Annotated in this window: 14 protein-coding genes and 1 pseudogene; 6 read left to right on the top strand and 9 right to left on the bottom strand. The window is 74.0% G+C overall.

Going from position 1 to position 14,198, the window contains the following annotated elements; all coding sequences use genetic code 11:
• Positions 1 to 149: pseudogene (locus E1265_RS39445) on the top strand (Gfo/Idh/MocA family oxidoreductase); the annotation flags it as partial.
• A 131-nt stretch (positions 150 to 280) separates the two neighbouring features.
• Here the strand turns inward: E1265_RS39445 and E1265_RS22185 are convergent.
• Positions 281 to 1,435 carry a cystathionine gamma-synthase gene (locus E1265_RS22185; RefSeq protein WP_132932611.1) on the bottom strand — a complete coding sequence of 385 codons (1,155 nt, stop codon included), beginning with the start codon at positions 1,433 to 1,435 and terminating at the stop codon, positions 281 to 283.
• 130 nt (positions 1,436 to 1,565) lie between these two features.
• On the opposite strand from E1265_RS22185, the gene E1265_RS22180 reads away from it, so the two are divergent.
• Positions 1,566 to 2,693, top strand: a complete 1,128-nt coding sequence (locus tag E1265_RS22180; protein ID WP_132932609.1) for a hypothetical protein — start codon at positions 1,566 to 1,568, stop codon at positions 2,691 to 2,693.
• A gap of 52 nt (positions 2,694 to 2,745) precedes the next feature.
• Positions 2,746 to 3,402 carry a peptide-methionine (S)-S-oxide reductase MsrA gene (gene msrA, locus E1265_RS22175; protein ID WP_132932607.1) on the top strand — a complete coding sequence of 219 codons (657 nt, stop codon included), beginning with the start codon at positions 2,746 to 2,748 and terminating at the stop codon, positions 3,400 to 3,402.
• Positions 3,403 to 3,734: 332 nt separating this feature from the next.
• Here msrA and E1265_RS22165 read toward each other — a convergent pair whose 3' ends face one another.
• From E1265_RS22165 to E1265_RS22150, 4 genes are all read right to left on the bottom strand, one after another.
• Positions 3,735 to 4,592 (bottom strand): LLM class flavin-dependent oxidoreductase, encoded by an 858-nt coding sequence (locus tag E1265_RS22165; protein ID WP_132932613.1) that lies wholly within the window; start codon positions 4,590 to 4,592, stop codon positions 3,735 to 3,737.
• A gap of 57 nt (positions 4,593 to 4,649) precedes the next feature.
• A complete protein-coding gene (locus E1265_RS22160) occupies positions 4,650 to 6,254 on the bottom strand; it encodes an alkaline phosphatase D family protein (protein WP_132932605.1) in 1,605 nt (534 codons plus the stop codon).
• Positions 6,255 to 6,384: 130 nt separating this feature from the next.
• Positions 6,385 to 7,059, bottom strand: coding sequence for a response regulator transcription factor (locus E1265_RS22155; protein ID WP_132932603.1), 675 nt, complete (start codon positions 7,057 to 7,059; stop codon positions 6,385 to 6,387).
• Between the two features lies 1 nt (position 7,060).
• Entirely contained in the window at positions 7,061 to 8,269 is a 1,209-nt protein-coding gene (locus E1265_RS22150) for a histidine kinase (protein WP_132932601.1), read from the bottom strand.
• Between the two features lie 87 nt (positions 8,270 to 8,356).
• On the opposite strand from E1265_RS22150, the gene E1265_RS22145 reads away from it, so the two are divergent.
• Both E1265_RS22145 and E1265_RS22140 read left to right on the top strand, forming a co-directional pair.
• Entirely contained in the window at positions 8,357 to 9,271 is a 915-nt protein-coding gene (locus E1265_RS22145; protein ID WP_132932599.1) for an ATP-binding cassette domain-containing protein, read from the top strand.
• Positions 9,271 to 10,038, top strand: a complete 768-nt coding sequence (locus E1265_RS22140) for an ABC transporter permease (protein WP_132932598.1) — start codon at positions 9,271 to 9,273, stop codon at positions 10,036 to 10,038. Before E1265_RS22145 ends, E1265_RS22140 begins: the two co-directional genes overlap by 1 nt.
• Before the next feature lie 828 nt (positions 10,039 to 10,866).
• Here the strand turns inward: E1265_RS22140 and E1265_RS22130 are convergent.
• From E1265_RS22130 to E1265_RS37220, 4 genes are all read right to left on the bottom strand, one after another.
• Positions 10,867 to 11,310: a phage holin family protein gene (locus E1265_RS22130; RefSeq protein ID WP_132932594.1), complete on the bottom strand. Its 444-nt coding sequence runs from the start codon at positions 11,308 to 11,310 to the stop codon at positions 10,867 to 10,869.
• Between the two features lie 72 nt (positions 11,311 to 11,382).
• Positions 11,383 to 11,934: a gamma carbonic anhydrase family protein gene (locus tag E1265_RS22125; RefSeq protein WP_132932592.1), complete on the bottom strand. Its 552-nt coding sequence runs from the start codon at positions 11,932 to 11,934 to the stop codon at positions 11,383 to 11,385.
• Positions 11,935 to 12,028: 94 nt separating this feature from the next.
• Complete coding sequence (locus tag E1265_RS22120) at positions 12,029 to 13,294, bottom strand: Ig-like domain-containing protein (RefSeq protein ID WP_132932590.1); 1,266 nt, start codon at positions 13,292 to 13,294, stop codon at positions 12,029 to 12,031.
• 161 nt (positions 13,295 to 13,455) lie between these two features.
• Positions 13,456 to 13,788, bottom strand: a complete 333-nt coding sequence (locus tag E1265_RS37220) for a hypothetical protein (protein WP_165953836.1) — start codon at positions 13,786 to 13,788, stop codon at positions 13,456 to 13,458.
• A 118-nt stretch (positions 13,789 to 13,906) separates the two neighbouring features.
• Here E1265_RS37220 and E1265_RS37215 point away from each other — a divergent pair, with 118 nt between their 5' ends.
• Complete coding sequence (locus E1265_RS37215) at positions 13,907 to 14,080, top strand: hypothetical protein (protein WP_165953837.1); 174 nt, start codon at positions 13,907 to 13,909, stop codon at positions 14,078 to 14,080.
• Positions 14,081 to 14,198 lie beyond the last annotated feature (118 nt).

Genomic DNA, 14,198 nt, shown 5'->3' with positions numbered 1-14,198 from the left:
ACGTGCCGGTCGCCGGCGACGTGGACACCGTGCTCGCGGTGGACGAGGTGGAGATCGTCGTCAACCTGACCGTCCCGGTGGCGCACGCCCAGGTGGCCACGGCCGCGCTGCGCGCCGGCAAGCACGTGTACGGCGAGAAGCCGTTCACCGCGACGCCGGCTGATGACGCTGCTCACGGAGGACTGGACGGAAGAGGAGCGCGCCGCGTTCTGCGCGCTCCTCACCCGCTTCAACGCCTCGATCGCCCGCCTGCAGTCGGGCTGAGGCCCGCCCAGGGGCGCTAGGCGAGCGCCTGGGTGAGGTCGGCGAGCAGGTCGTCCGCGGCCTCGATGCCCACCGAGAGTCGCACCAGGTCGGCCGGCACCTCGAGCGCCGTGCCGGCGGCCGAGGCGTGCGTCATCCGGCCCGGGTGCTCGATCAGCGACTCGACGCCGCCGAGCGACTCGCCGAGCGTGAAGAGGCGCGTCCGGTCGCACACGGCGACGGCCGCCTCCTCACCGCCGGCCACCCGGAAGGAGACCATGCCGCCGAAGTCGCGCATCTGCTTGACCGCCGTCTCGTGGCCCGGGTGCGTGTCGAGCCCGGGGTAGTACACCCGCGTCACCCTGGGGTGCGCGACCAGCGCCTCCACGACGCGCGCCGCGTTGGCGCTGTGCCGGTCCATCCGCACGGCCAGCGTCTTGATGCCGCGCATCACCAGCCAGGAGTCGAAGGGGCCCGCGATGGCGCCCATCGCGTTCTGGTGGAACGCCAGCTCCTCCGCGAGGCCGGCGTCCGAGGTGACCAGCGCGCCGCCCACCACGTCCGAGTGGCCGCCGAGGTACTTGGTGGTCGAGTGCACCACGACATCGGCGCCGAGCGCCAGCGGCTGCTGGAGGTAGGGGCTGGCGAAGGTGTTGTCCACCACCAGGCGGGCCCCGGCCGAGCGCGCCAGGTCGGCGACCATCGCGATGTCGGTGACGCCGAGCAGCGGGTTGGACGGCGTCTCCACCCACACCAGGCGGGTGGTGGGCCGCAGCGCCGCCCGGACCGCGTCCGGGTCCGTGGTGTCGGCGACCGACCACTCCACGCCCCAGCGCTCCACCACCTTGGCGATCAGCCGGAAGGTACCGCCGTAGGCGTCGTTCGGGATCACCAGGTGGTCGCCGGGCCGCAGCACCGTGCGCAGCAGGCAGTCCTCGGCGGCGAGGCCCGAGGCGAACGCCAAACCGCGGCGACCGCCCTCGATCGCCGCCAGGTTCTCCTCGAGGGCGGTGCGCGTCGGATTGGCCGAACGGCTGTACTCGTAACCGCCCCGTAGGCCGCCGACGCCGTCCTGCTTGAAGGTGGACACCTGGTGGATCGGGGGCACCACCGCTCCGGTGACCGCGTCGGGCTCCTGCCCGGCATGGATGGCCAGCGTCTCGAAACGCGACGGGCTGCTCTGCTCGTTCATGAGTACACGGTAGTGGGCCTTACGGTGGATATATCGCACCGGCCGGAACGCCGACGCACCCGGCATAACGCCCGACACACGCCCGGCAATAGGCTGGACACACGACGAAACGAGGGGGAGCCGAGCCGCCATGGAAGCCCTTCTGCTGCTCATCGCGCTGACGACCATCTTCGGCGTGGTCGTGGTGCCCGCCATCCGCAGGCACCGGGAGCGCCAGGCGTTCGAGCGGGCCGCCGCCACCGCCGACGCCCAGACCACCCGCCCGGTTCACGGCGTCTCGATGAGCAAGGAAGGCGAGGGCGGCGCCCCGGCCACCACCGGCCTGGTCCCCGTCGACCAGCTCGACGTGCGGCTGCCAGGTCCCGATCCGGAGCTCGTCGCGGCCCTCGATGAGGTCCGGCGCACCCAGAACTGGCGTCCGGTGGGTCAGCTGCTCGCCCTCACCGAAGACCACGAGCTGCGCTGGCAGCGGGTGCAGTCACTGGCCGGCGCCGGCGCGGTGGAGCTGGCCCGCTCGCGCGCCGCGGGCGACACCTCGGGCGCCACCTGGCTGCGGAGCTGGCGCGCCGACGAGCCGAACGACGCGGGCGGCACCCAGGTGTACGCGCAGTTCCTGGTGTGGCAGGCGATGGCCGACCCCTCGTCGGCCGACCACCGGATCATCCTGGAGGAGGCCCGCACGGTCTGCGCCGAGGCCGCGAAGCTCGCCCCCGAGGACCCCACGCCGTACATCACCGAGTTGTTCATCGCCCGCGGCCTCAGCTACCGGCCGGCGGACTTCGAGGCGCTCTGGGCCAACGTGACCCAGCGCGACCCGGCGCACATGGGCGCCCACCTGGCGGCCCTGCCGTACTGGTCGGAGAAGTGGCACGGCTCCCGCAAGCAGGCCGACGCGTTCGCCAGGGGCGCGGCCGCCTCGGCCCCCGAGGGCAGCCTGCTGGCCGCGCTGCCGCTGTTCGCGGTCTACGACCACCTGCCCGACGTCCAGCTCTCCCCCGGCATGTACACGGGCGCGGTCGTCTCGGACGCCATCGAGGCCGCGCAGTTCGCGGTGAACACGGTGCGCTCAGGTCACCCGGTGGAGCCGCACGTGCGCCATCTGCTGCTGTGTTTCCTGGTGCGCGCCGAGAGGTACCCGGAGGCGGCGGAACAGGTGCGGGCCGTCGACGGTTATGTGGGAGCGATTCCGTGGGTGGACGGCGAGAACCCGGCCCGCGAGTACGCCGCCTACCGCGCCATGGCCATCGCCGGCGAGTAGCGCCGACCAGGACACCCATCGACGTCGGACGACCACAGGAGAGAGATCGACCATGCTGTACACCTTCAAGTCACGGCTCCCGAGCCCGGACGAGGCCCTGCCCGGCCGCGCCGAGCGGCCGTACCAGGTGCCGGCCCGCCACACCGTCCTGGGCAACCCGCTGCTCGGCCCCTACCCGGAGGGCCTTGAGGTCGCCGACTTCGCCCTCGGCTGCTTCTGGGGCGCCGAGCGCCGCTTCTGGCAGACGCCCGGCGTGTGGACCACCCTCGTCGGCTACCAGGGCGGCATCACGGCGCACCCGACTTACGAGGAGGTGTGCAGCGGCATGACGGGGCACACCGAGACGGTCCGGGTCGTCTTCGATCCCTCGGTGGTCTCCTACGCCGACCTGCTGAAGGTCTTCTGGGAGTCCCACGACCCCACGCAGGGCTTCCGCCAGGGCAACGACGTCGGCACCCAGTACCGCTCGGCGATCCACACCCACTCGCCCGCGCAGGCGGCGGCGGCCGAGGAGTCGAAGGCCGCCTACCAGCGGGTCCTCTCCTCCTCCGGCTACGGCGCGATCACCACCGAGATCCTGCCGGCCGACCCCCGCCCCTTCTACCCGGCCGAGGACTACCACCAGCAGTACCTCGACAAGAACCCCGCCGGCTACTGCGGCCTCGGCGGCACGGGCCTGAGCTGCCCGGTGGGCGTGGCGAAGGCCTGAGCCGGCTCGGTCCGCCGGGAGGACCGAGGCACGCACGCCCGGCAGACCGTCGAAGGCGAGTCGTCCCGCACCACGAGTCGGAGCAGCCGGCGGGTTCGTACGCGTAGGTCCTGACGGGGTCCAGGCGCAGCTCGTACGGGCCGGCGCAGTCGGCGGCCAGCGTCGCGAGGCGGGAGAGGACGTGCCCCGGCCGGGTCGCGCGGTGGCCGCGCGGCACGGTGGACGGTAGCAGCCCGGTCCTGCGGTCGCGGTCGGGCTGCCGGCCGGGGACGGCCGGCAGCCGCGTCAGGTCCGCCGTCAGGCGGGTGCCGACTTGGCGCGGTAGTAGACGGTCACGTTCCAGGCGTCACCGCCGGGAGGATAGCGGCGAGTTGGTCGAGGGGGTTGTCGCCGATGGGGCGGAGGACCACGGTCTGGGCGCCCGCCTCCCAGAGGGAGGTGATGCGGGCGGCGGCGGTGTCGAGGTCGCCGGCGGCGAGGAAGACGTCTTCCGGGGGGATGCCGAGCCAGCCGGAGTACTCGGCGATGACGGGGGCCGTGGCGGCCTGGTCCTCGCCGAGGTGGAGGTGCGTGAAGGTGATCAGCTCGTGGGCGGGGCGCGGGGCCTCGGCCGTGGCACGGCCGCGGTCGATGTGGGTGAGGGCGGCGGTGAGGCGGGCCGGGCCCTGACCCTCGGCGATGATCGTGCCGTCCGCGACCCGGCCGGAGAGTTCGAGGGAGCGGGGCCGGACGACGCCGGTGACGAGCGGTGGGGGCTCGGCCGGCGGGTGGACCAGGGTGACGCCGTCGATCTGGACGGCGCGGCCGGCGATGTCGGTGGTGGCGCCGGAGAGGAGGGAGCGGACCGCGACGACCGTTTCCTCCAGGAGGGCCAGCTTCGTCGGGGAGGCCGCGCCGACCTGGGCCATCCACGCCGGTGAGCCGTGGCCGATGCCGGCGACCAGGCGGCCGGGGAAGAGCCGGGCCACGGTGGCCAACTCCATGGCGAGCAGGGCCGGATTGCGGAAGGGCGCCGGCACGATGCCGATGCCGACCCGCAGTCGCTCGGTCGCGGACAGGGCGAGCGTGGCCGACGAGATTCCGCCGGCCCAGCCCAGGTCCTCCACCACCCACAGGTCGTCGACGCCCAACCGCTCGGCGGCACGGGCGAATTCGGCGAGTCCCTCGGGCGGGAGCGAGCGGTCGTACATAACGCCAAGGCGGCGCGCAGCGTCTTCGGTCACGGTGCCACTCTACGGGCGGGCGCCTCAGAGCTGGTGGGCTCCGGGGCGACCGGCCTCGACCGCGAAGGATGCGGCGGTCTCGACCGACGAGCCGGGCGTGGTGACGTAGGGCACCACCCGGTAGTCGGCCCGGAGTTCGGTCGGGGTGAGGCCGACGACCGTGTAGCCGCGCTGCGAGTTGTGCCACTTGAAGTGCGGGTTCACACCCGGGGTCATCCAGTTGAAGCCGAAGGTGTCCATCGGGGTGCCGTCGCCGCCCGAGCTGATCGAGGTGCCGGCGAACTCGGTGGCCACCACGGGGGAGTTCTCGTCGTCGAAGTCCAGCTTGAGGTCGGCGACGACGCTGCGGTGGATGTCGCCGGTGAGGACGACGCAGTTGTCGACGCCGCGGTCGTACAGGCCGGTGAGGAGCCGGTCGCGGGCGGCCGTGTAGCCGTCCCACATGTCGAGGCCCACGGTGTGGGTCGCGGGGTTGGTGTCGTGGTCGGCCTGGGCGATCAGAGTCTGGTTGGCGAGCACGTTCCACGCCGCGCCGGCGCGCCGGACGCCGTCGAGCAGCCAGCCCTCCTGGGCGGGGCCGAGCATGGTGCGCGACGGGTCGGAGCGCTCCGCCTCGCAGCCGAACTGCGTGCCGTCGCCGCACACCTGGTCGTCGCGGTAGGAACGGGTGTCGAGGACGTGCAGTTCGAGGAGGTCGGCGAAGCGGAGCCGGCGGTAGAGGCGGCAGTCGGCGCCGTCCGGCTTCTGCGGCAGCCGCAGCGGCAGGTGCTCGTAGTAGGCCTGGAAGGCGCCGGCCTTGCGGGAGCGGAAGGCCGGCACGTCGTCGTCGGGGAAGCCGTCGGAGTCGATCTGGGCGACGTCGCCCGCCCAGTTGTTCTCGACCTCGTGGTCGTCCCAGGTCAGCACCCACGGGAAGGCCTGGTGGGCGGCCTGTAGGTCGGGGTCGAGGCGGTAGAGCGCGTGCCGGTTGCGGTACTCGGCGAGGGTGCGGGTCTCGCGCTGGTAGGAGGCGTCGAGGCTGAGGCCGCGCACCCCGCCGGTGGCGCCCACGCCGTACTCGTAGATGTAGTCGCCGAGGTGGACGACGAGGTCCAGGTCCTCGGCGGCCAGGTGGCGGTAGGCGGTGTAGAAACCCTCGTACCAGCACTGGCAGGAGGCGAAGGCGAGCCGCAACTCGCTGGCGTCGGTCGGCGCGGTGCGGGTGCGGCCGACGGGGCTGACGGCGTCCGTCGACGGGACGCGGAAGCGGTAGAAGTAGTCGCGGCCCGGCTCCAGACCGGCCACCTCGACGTGGACCGAGTGCCCGAGCTCGGGCACGGCCGGGGCGACGCCGGAGCGGACGACGCCGCCGAACGACTCGTCCTCGGCGACCTGCCACTCGACCTCGACCGTCGCCGCCGGCATCCCGCCGCGCCCGTCGACGGCCAGCGGGTCGGGGGCCAGCCGGGTCCACAGCACGACCCCGTTCGGCAGCGGATCGCCGGAGGCGACGCCGAGTTGGAAGGGGTCGTCGGCGAACCGGGGTGCCGCCCAGGCGCCGCGCGAGCTGAGTCCGGCGGCGTGCAGGCCGAGGGTGGCCGCCCCGGCGCCCGCGGCGCGGCCGAGCAGTCCGCGTCGTGTGAGTCCCATGGAGAACCTGCCCGTCTTGTCAGCTGACCAGCGACGGGCACATTTCATGCAAAATGCCGGATTTCTACGGAGGCGCGCCCGGCGTCCCGCAGATTTGGGGAAACGTTGGGGAACACGGTGCGGTGGTCGCTCAGCCGAGGCCGCCGGGCGAGGCGTCCCGCACCAGCAGCGCGAGCTGCACCCGGTTGGCGCAGTCGAGCTTGCCCAGCGCCCGGCTCACATACGTCTTGATGGACAGCTCGCTCATCCGCAGCCGCCCGGCGATCTCCGCGTTGGACAGGCCCTCGGCCACCAGCCGCGCCACGTCCGCCTCGCGCGCGGTGAGCCGGGCGAGCAGTTCCCCCGCCTCCCGCCGCCGGCGTGCCGCCCGCGGGGTGACGCGGCCCAGCACGAGCCGGGTCACCGGCGGCGACAGGTAGGCGTCGCCGCCGTGTGCGGCACGCACCGCGCCGACCAGCTCCTGGGGCGTGCAGTTCTTCAGCAGGAAGCCGGCGGCCCCGGCCTGGAGGGCGCGCAGCACGTTGGGCTCGGCGCCGAACGCCGTCAGCATCACGGCGCGCACGCCGGGCGCGCGGCCTTGCAGCTCCTCGAGCGCGGCGAGCCCGTCGAGGCTCGGCATGCTGATGTCGAGCAGCGCCACGTCCACCCGGTGGCGCAGGGCGGCGTCGACGGCGGCGCGGCCGTCGCCGGCCTCGGCCACCACCCGGATCCCGGGCGCCGCCTCGAGCACGGTGCGCAGCCCGGCGACGATCAGCGGCTCGTCGTCGGCCAGCAGGACGCGTACGGCCCTCACGGCGTCCGTCATCTCACCGCACCCCCACCAGCATGCCGGCGGCGGGCACCGCCAGGATCACCGCGGCGGTCACGGTGCCGAGCGCCAGGGAGCGGGCGACGCCGGCGGTGGCGGGCTCCGGCGCCTCGTCGGCCCTGGCCGGCACCATGGCGACCAGCCGGAAGCCGTCCTCGGCGCGCCGGTGGTCGAGGAAGCCGCCGACCGCGCCGACCCGCTCCGCCAGGCCGGCGAGGCCGTGACCGCCGGACGGCGCCGGGGGCGCGGCCGGAGCGGCCAGCGGGTTGACGACGGTGAGCAGCAGCGCGTCCGACTCCCAGCCAAGCGACACGGTGACCAGCCGGCCCGGCGCGTGCCTGGCCGCGTTGGTCAGCCCCTCCTCCACCACCCGGTAGGCCGCGAGCCAGCCCGCCTCGGCAAGCGGCACCGCGGCCCCACGCTCCCGCAGCCGCACCGGCACGCCGGCCGCGCGGCAGCCGGCGACCAGGCTACGGATCCCCGCGAGGCCCGGCTCCGGCGGCCGTGGGCCGCCGTCGGCGCCCCGCAGCGCGCCCACCAGGTCGTGCAGCTCGGTCAACGCCCCGCGCGCCGCCTCGGCCAGCTGCCGGGTGGTGGCGCGCTGGGCGGGCGGGAGCTCGGCCACCTCAAGGGCCGCAGCCTGCACCGACACCAGCGAGAGCCGGTGGCCGAGCGAGTCGTGCATGTCCCGCGCGATGCGCAGCCGTTCCCGCAGCCGCGCCCGTTCGGCCAGGAACTCCCGCTCCCGCAGCAGCCGCCGGTTCCGCTCGTCGAGGGCGCGCACCAGCCTGTGGTGCTGGGCGAGGTAGCGGCCGAGCAGCAACGGCAGGGCCACGAAGATCAGTTGGGCGGAGACCAACCGCGAGACGGCGTCCGGTTCGACGGGCACGACCACGAGACGTACGGCGAGGCCGCCGAGCACCGCGCCGGTGACGACGGCCGCGTCCGCCCGGCCGCGCAGCGCGCGTCCCGCCAGGAAGGAGGCCCACAGCAGCAGCGCGTGGCCCGCGCCGGTGACGGAGGCGGCGCACTGGGCCGCGGCGAACCCGGCCAGCGGCCGACGCCGGCACAGCGCCGCCAGCGCGAGGGCCACGGTCGCGTACCCGAGGAGCGGCCAGGGCGAGGCACCGCGCTCGCGCAGCACGGCCGCCAGGATCGCGGTGTCCGCCAGCGACACGACGGCGACGGCGAGCAGGCGGCGGACCATGCGAGCCAGCGTAAGGCCGCCGATCGCCCGGAAGGTGTCCACTTTCGAGGACAGTTCGGCGCCGGCGCCGTCCCTAGCGTGGGCCTGGTGATCGACGTACACGAGCTGAGCAGGTCCTTCGGGGACACGGTGGCCGTGGACCGGCTGACCTTCCGGGTGCGGCCGGGCCTGGTGACGGGGTTCCTCGGCCCCAACGGCGCCGGCAAGTCCACCACGCTGCGCATGATCCTGGGCCTTGAGCGGCCCACCGCCGGCGAGGCGCTGATCGACGGCGTTCCCTATCGGGAGCTCGACCAACCGCTGCGCCGGGTCGGCGCGTTGCTGTCGGCCGGCGACGTGCACCGGGGGCGGCGCGCGGTGGACCATCTGCGCTGGTTGGCGCGCGCCGGCGGGATACCCGAGGCGCGGGTGGCGCGGGTGCTTGAGCTGACCGGGCTGTCCTCGGTGGCAAGGCGGCGGGCCGGCGGCTTCTCGCTCGGCATGGGCCAACGTCTCGGCATCGCCGCCGCGTTGCTTGGCGATCCGGGGGTGCTCGTGCTCGACGAGCCGGTCAACGGGCTCGATCCCGAGGGCGTGGTGTGGCTGCGCACGCTGCTGCGGGATCTCGCGGCCGAGGGGCGGACGGTGCTGCTCGCCAGCCACCTGATGAGCGAGGTGGCGCTGACCGCCGAGCGGCTGCTCGTGATCGGGCGGGGGCGGCTGCTCGCCGACGCCTCGGTGAAGGAGTTCGTGGCGGCCAACGGTGGCTCCCGGGTGGCCGTCCGAACCCCGGATCCGGAACCGCTGCGGCGCGCGGTGGTGCGTGAGGGTGCACGGGTGGAGGGTCCTGACGAGACCGGCGCGCTGCTGGTGTCCGGGATGCCGGCGGCCCGGGTGGGGGAACTGGCGGCGGCGGGCGGGGTGACGGTGCACGCGATCGGTGAGCGCACCGCCTCGCTCGAGGAGGCCTACTTCCGGCTGACCGCCCAGGCGGACGCCGTCGCCCACCGGGGTGGTGCGTGATGAGGGGACTGATCGCGGCCGAGTGGCTGAAGCTGCGGACGGTGCGGGCCACGGTGTGGAGCCTGGCCGGGACGGTGGTCGTCGCGACCGGCTTCGGCGCCATGCTCGGCTCCGGCTTCCGCGACCACGAGGACCAGGACTTCGCCCCGCTCGTCGCGGGCTCGCTCGGCCTGACGCTGGCGCAGCTGTGCCTGGTGGTCTTCGCCGCGCAGGCGATCGGCGGGGAGTACGCCTCGGGAACGATCCGGGCCTCGCTGCTCGCCGTGCCACGGCGCGACGCCTTCTACGCGGCCAAGATCATCGCCGCGACGCTGCCGGTGGCGGCCGTCGCGGCGGTGGCCGTGGCGGGCTCGTTCCTCGCGGCGCAGGCGACGCTCGGCGACCAGGGGATGACGCCCTGGTCCGATGGCGCGCCGCGCGCGCTGTTCGGCGGCTGGCTCTACCTGGTGCTGATGGCGCTGTTCGCGCTCGGCGTGACGGGCGTGGTGCGCCGCCCGGCGGCGGCACTCGGGGTGATGCTGCCGCTGCTGCTCCTGGGCTCGCAGGGCCTCGCGAACGTGCCCGGGGTCGGCACCGTGCTGCAGTTCCTGCCCGACCAGGCGGGCGGCCTGCTCCTCGGCATGGCCGGTCCACCCGACGACCCGACGTTCGACCGCGCCTACGGCCCGTGGACCGGCATGGCGATCACGGCCTGCTGGTCCGCCACCGCACTGGCCGCCGGCTGGTGGACACTGCGCGGCGGCCTGCGCCCGGCCAGGCGACGGTAACGCGGGGGCGGCCGGGCGGACACCGCCCGTCCCGCGCGTCCGCGCGCCGACGCCGATACGGCGCCCGGCCAGGCGACTATCGCCCGCGGGGGGCGGGCCTGCGGGACCCGCGGGGAGCACGCAGCATCCGCACAGCGGCACGGCGCCCCGGCGCAGCCGGGCCGGCGGTCAACCGGGGCCCCGCCGGTCCAGCCGACGGACCACGGGACCGTCCCACCCCTACCCGCGCAGCCGGGCCAACGGCCAGCCGGGGAGCCGGGACCGTTCGACCCCACGATCCACCAGACCGGCCCAGCCCCCGACCCGGCGCAGCCGGAACGGCCCCGGCGCGACGCACACCGGCCCAGCCGGCACGGCAGCCGGCCGGTTCGGCCAACGGACCCGCAGGAAGCACGCCGCATCCACACGAGGACACCGCGGCCCCGGTACGGCACGCACCAGCGCAGCCGGCGGCCGGCCGGTTCGGCCGGCGGACCCGCAGGGAGGACGCACGATCGTGGAGACACCACGGCCCGGCCAGCCGGTAACCCGGCCTCGGCGCGGGCCGCACGGGCACGGCCGGCACAGCAGCCGCCGGGGGCGTCCGGCCCGTCCGGCCGGCGAACCCACCGGACCGCCACGGCGCGGCGCGTGCCGGCGCAGCCCGGACGGGCCCCGGCGTGGAGCGTGCCAGGCCGGCGGCGGGTCAGCCGGTGGGGCCGCGGCGGGCGCGTTTGACCAGTTTGGCCAGGGGGCCAAACCGCTTGGCGCGCGAGCGCGCGGTGACGCGGTCGGCAAGCCGGTCCAGGTCCTCCGTCAGGCGGGCCCTGGTCTCCTCGATCTGGCGCGCTATTCGATCCGGTGAGTTCGACGAGTGGGATGACGAGCCCATTCCGCGTCCTCCTTCAGCGTCTCGACGGTCCGGCGCGGCGTCATCGACCCGCGCCGCAGGTCAGTCCTGCCCTTCAGGAACATCAGGGCGCCGATCAGCAGCCAGGCGCCGGCGACGATGAGCGCGGCCCAGGTGCTCCACAGCACCGCCGTCAGCGCGAACATGGCGCCGAGCGAGCCGAAGACCGCCACCATGACGGCCGCGAACGCCGCGACGCCGAACATGCCCCCAGCCCGGCCGGCGCGGCCGGCCTCCTGCCGCATCTCGGCCTTGGCCAGCTCCATCTCCTGGCGGACCAGGAGCCGCGCGTCCGACGTCAGGTCGGCCACCAGCTCACCGAACGTGGCGTCGTGGCTCTCGGCCCGCTCCCGCTGCCGTGTCCTGCGCGAGATCAGCGACATGGCACCTCCACCTCCTCCGAGTCGGGAAGCCGAGCCCGAGTGCCCAGCCAGGCGGAGTCCAAACGCGGGCGGTCACGCGGGCGGGGTCGCCTCCTTGGCGTGGCGGCGGGCCAGGGCACGGTAGTGGTCGGCGTTGGCGCGGACACGGGCGGCGTCCGCCTCGGTGAGCTGCCGGCGCACCTTGCCGGGGACGCCGGCGACGAGCGAGCCGGGCGGGATCTCGGTGCCCTCCAGCAGCACGGCGCCGGCGGCGATCAGGGAGCCGCGGCCGACGCGGACGCCGTTGAGGAGGACCGAGCCCATGCCGACCAGCACGTCGTCCTCGACGATGCTGCCGTGCACCACGGCCCGGTGGCCGACCGAGACGCCGGCGCCGAGAATCGTGGGGAAGCCGGGGTCGGCGTGGACGACGGTGCCGTCCTGGAGGTTGGTGCCGGGGCCGATCTCGATGCGCTCGGTGTCGGCGCGGACTACCGTGCCGTACCAGACGCTGGATTCCTCGGCGAGGTGGACGTCCCCGATGACGGTCGCGCCCGGCGCCACCCAGGCGCCGGGCGCGAGGGCCGGGGTACGGCCTTCGAGGGCGATCAGCCGCGGTCCTTCGGGGACCGGGGGAAACGTCATGGGGGCACTCCTCGGGTCGACGGGCCTGAAGCCGGCCCAGTCTCCCGGGGAGCGCGCGATCAGGAAAGAGCGTCCGCCCGCTGACGGGCGGCGATCACAGGGCGCTGCCCGCCTGCCAGTCGCTCCAGCCCATGTTCCAGCCGTTGAGCCCGTTGTCCGGGGCCATCTCCACGTCCGGCGAGTTGACCACGACGATCACGTCTCCGAGCATCGACTCGTTGAAGAACCAGGCCGCGTCCGTGGTGTCGTCGTCGGCGCCCTGCTCGTCGTTGAGGCCTATGCAGCCGTGGCTGGTGTTGGAGGAGCCGAAGACGCTGTCGGCGGCCCAGTAGTTGCCGTGCACGAAGGTGCCCGAGGTGGACAGGCGCATGGCGTGCGGCACGTCGGGGATGTCGTACTCGCCCTCGCCGTCGTCGTCCGTGAAGCCGACGGTCGCCCCGTTCATCCGGGTCTCCTCGTGCTTCTCGGAGATCACCATCTGCCCGTTGTAGGTCGGGGTCTCCTCGCTGCCCGCGGATATCGGCAGGGTCCGCAGCACCTCGCCGTCCCTGACCACCTGCATCTGGTGGGCCTCCGCGTCGACCGTGCTGATCTGGGAGCGGCCGACGGTGAAGCTGAAAGTGCGGTCCTGGACGCCGGTGACGCCCGGGGCGCCCTCCACGCCGTCCCAGTCGAGGTTGACGGTGACCTCGGTGTTGGCCTGCCAGTACTCCTCGGGGCGGAAGTCGAGCCGGGTGTCGTTGAACCAGTGGCCGACGACCTCCTGGCCGCTGCTGGCCGTGATCTCCACGGCGGCCTCGACCTCGGCCCGGTTGGTGATCGGCTTGTCGAAGTTGAGCGAGACGGGCATCCCGACGCCCACCGTGGAGCCGTCCTCCGGGGTGAAGTAGCCGATGAAGCTGTTCTCCGGGGCGACCGTGGTGAAGGTGCGGGTCTCGTGCGCCGCGCGGCCCTCGCTGTCGCTGGCCTGGACGTCGATCGAGTACTGGGTGGCCCGCTCCAGTTGGATGTCGGGCACCCAGCTGGTCTCGTCGGCGGACATGGTGCCGGTCACCTCGGTGCCTGACTCGGTGGCCGTCATGGTCACCGAGTCGAGCGTGCCGTCCTCGACCGAGACCTGGACGTCGTCGTTGATGCCCACGTTGTCCGCGGCGTCGTCCGGGGTGATGGATATCACCGCCGCCGACGTGTTCGCGTCCCGTGCGGCCTGGTCCGCGTCCTCCTGGCCCGAGCCGCCGCTCTCCGCCGCTGATTCCTCCGGCGAGTCATCGCCGCCGCCGCTGCACGCCGAGAGTGTCAGTACTCCGGTGAGCAGCGCAGCCGCCACCCCCAGGCTCTTGCGCCGCATGCCGTCCCTCATCAGTAGCTTCTCCGTCCGCTGCCGCGTCTCCCAGAGAGGACACATGGGATGTGACGTGCCATGGCGGCAGCGCGTTCCACTGTAAGTGAATCTGTGCCGTGAACCACACGTTCGAGCGACGGTCTTTCGGCAGCGGCCGGATGCGGGCCGCTGGCGCGGGCTCAGTCCTCCTCGTCCTCCTCGTCCTCCTCCCCGCCGTCCCAGGGCTCGTCCGGGTCGTACTCGGCCAGCTCGCTGCTCCACGAGGCCTGCGAGAGCACCACGCCCGGCACGTCGGCGACCAGGTCGAGCGGGTCGATGAGGTAGGCGACGGCCTCCGCCTCGTCCCGCGAGACGGCCTGGGCCGCCAGGTCACGCTCCTCGCGCGGCATCAGCTCGTCGCCCTCGATCCGCGCCCAGGCGGCCCTGATCAGCTCGTCCGCCTCACTGATCTCCAGCACGAGCTCCACGCGGACGCGGACGTGGCGGGGCTCGTCGGTCATGTCATCAGTCATGTCCCGGAGGGTAAGGGGCCAGGCGCGACCTCTTCCCCACGACCCGCACCAGTGCGTAACATCGCTCACCACGCCGCCACACCCCGCAGCCCACACCAGCACCACACCGGAGGGCGCCATGAACGGCAACGCAAGCAGCAACCGTCGCCCCTTCGTCTACGCCTTGGTCGCGACCTGTGTGCTGGGCCTCGGCTGGCTGCTCCCCGCCGCCTACTCGGAGGACGAGGAGGCCGGCGGCGCGGTGATCCCGCAGGTCGAGCAGCACCTCGACGAGGACCAGCAGGACCAGTAGCCGCCTCCCCCGCTCAGGCGAGCGGGCCGGTCACGGACTCGGCCGCCGCCACCAGGCCCCCGCTCCGCACGAACTCCTCGGCTGCCGCCAGGTCGGGCGCGAGGTAGCGGTCCTCCCC

Source organism: Streptomyces sp. 8K308 (assembly GCF_004348315.1).
Lineage (GTDB): Bacteria > Actinomycetota > Actinomycetes > Streptomycetales > Streptomycetaceae > Streptomyces.
Note: the sequence above shows the minus strand (reverse complement) of the source record. Positions and strands in the feature narration are given on the sequence as shown.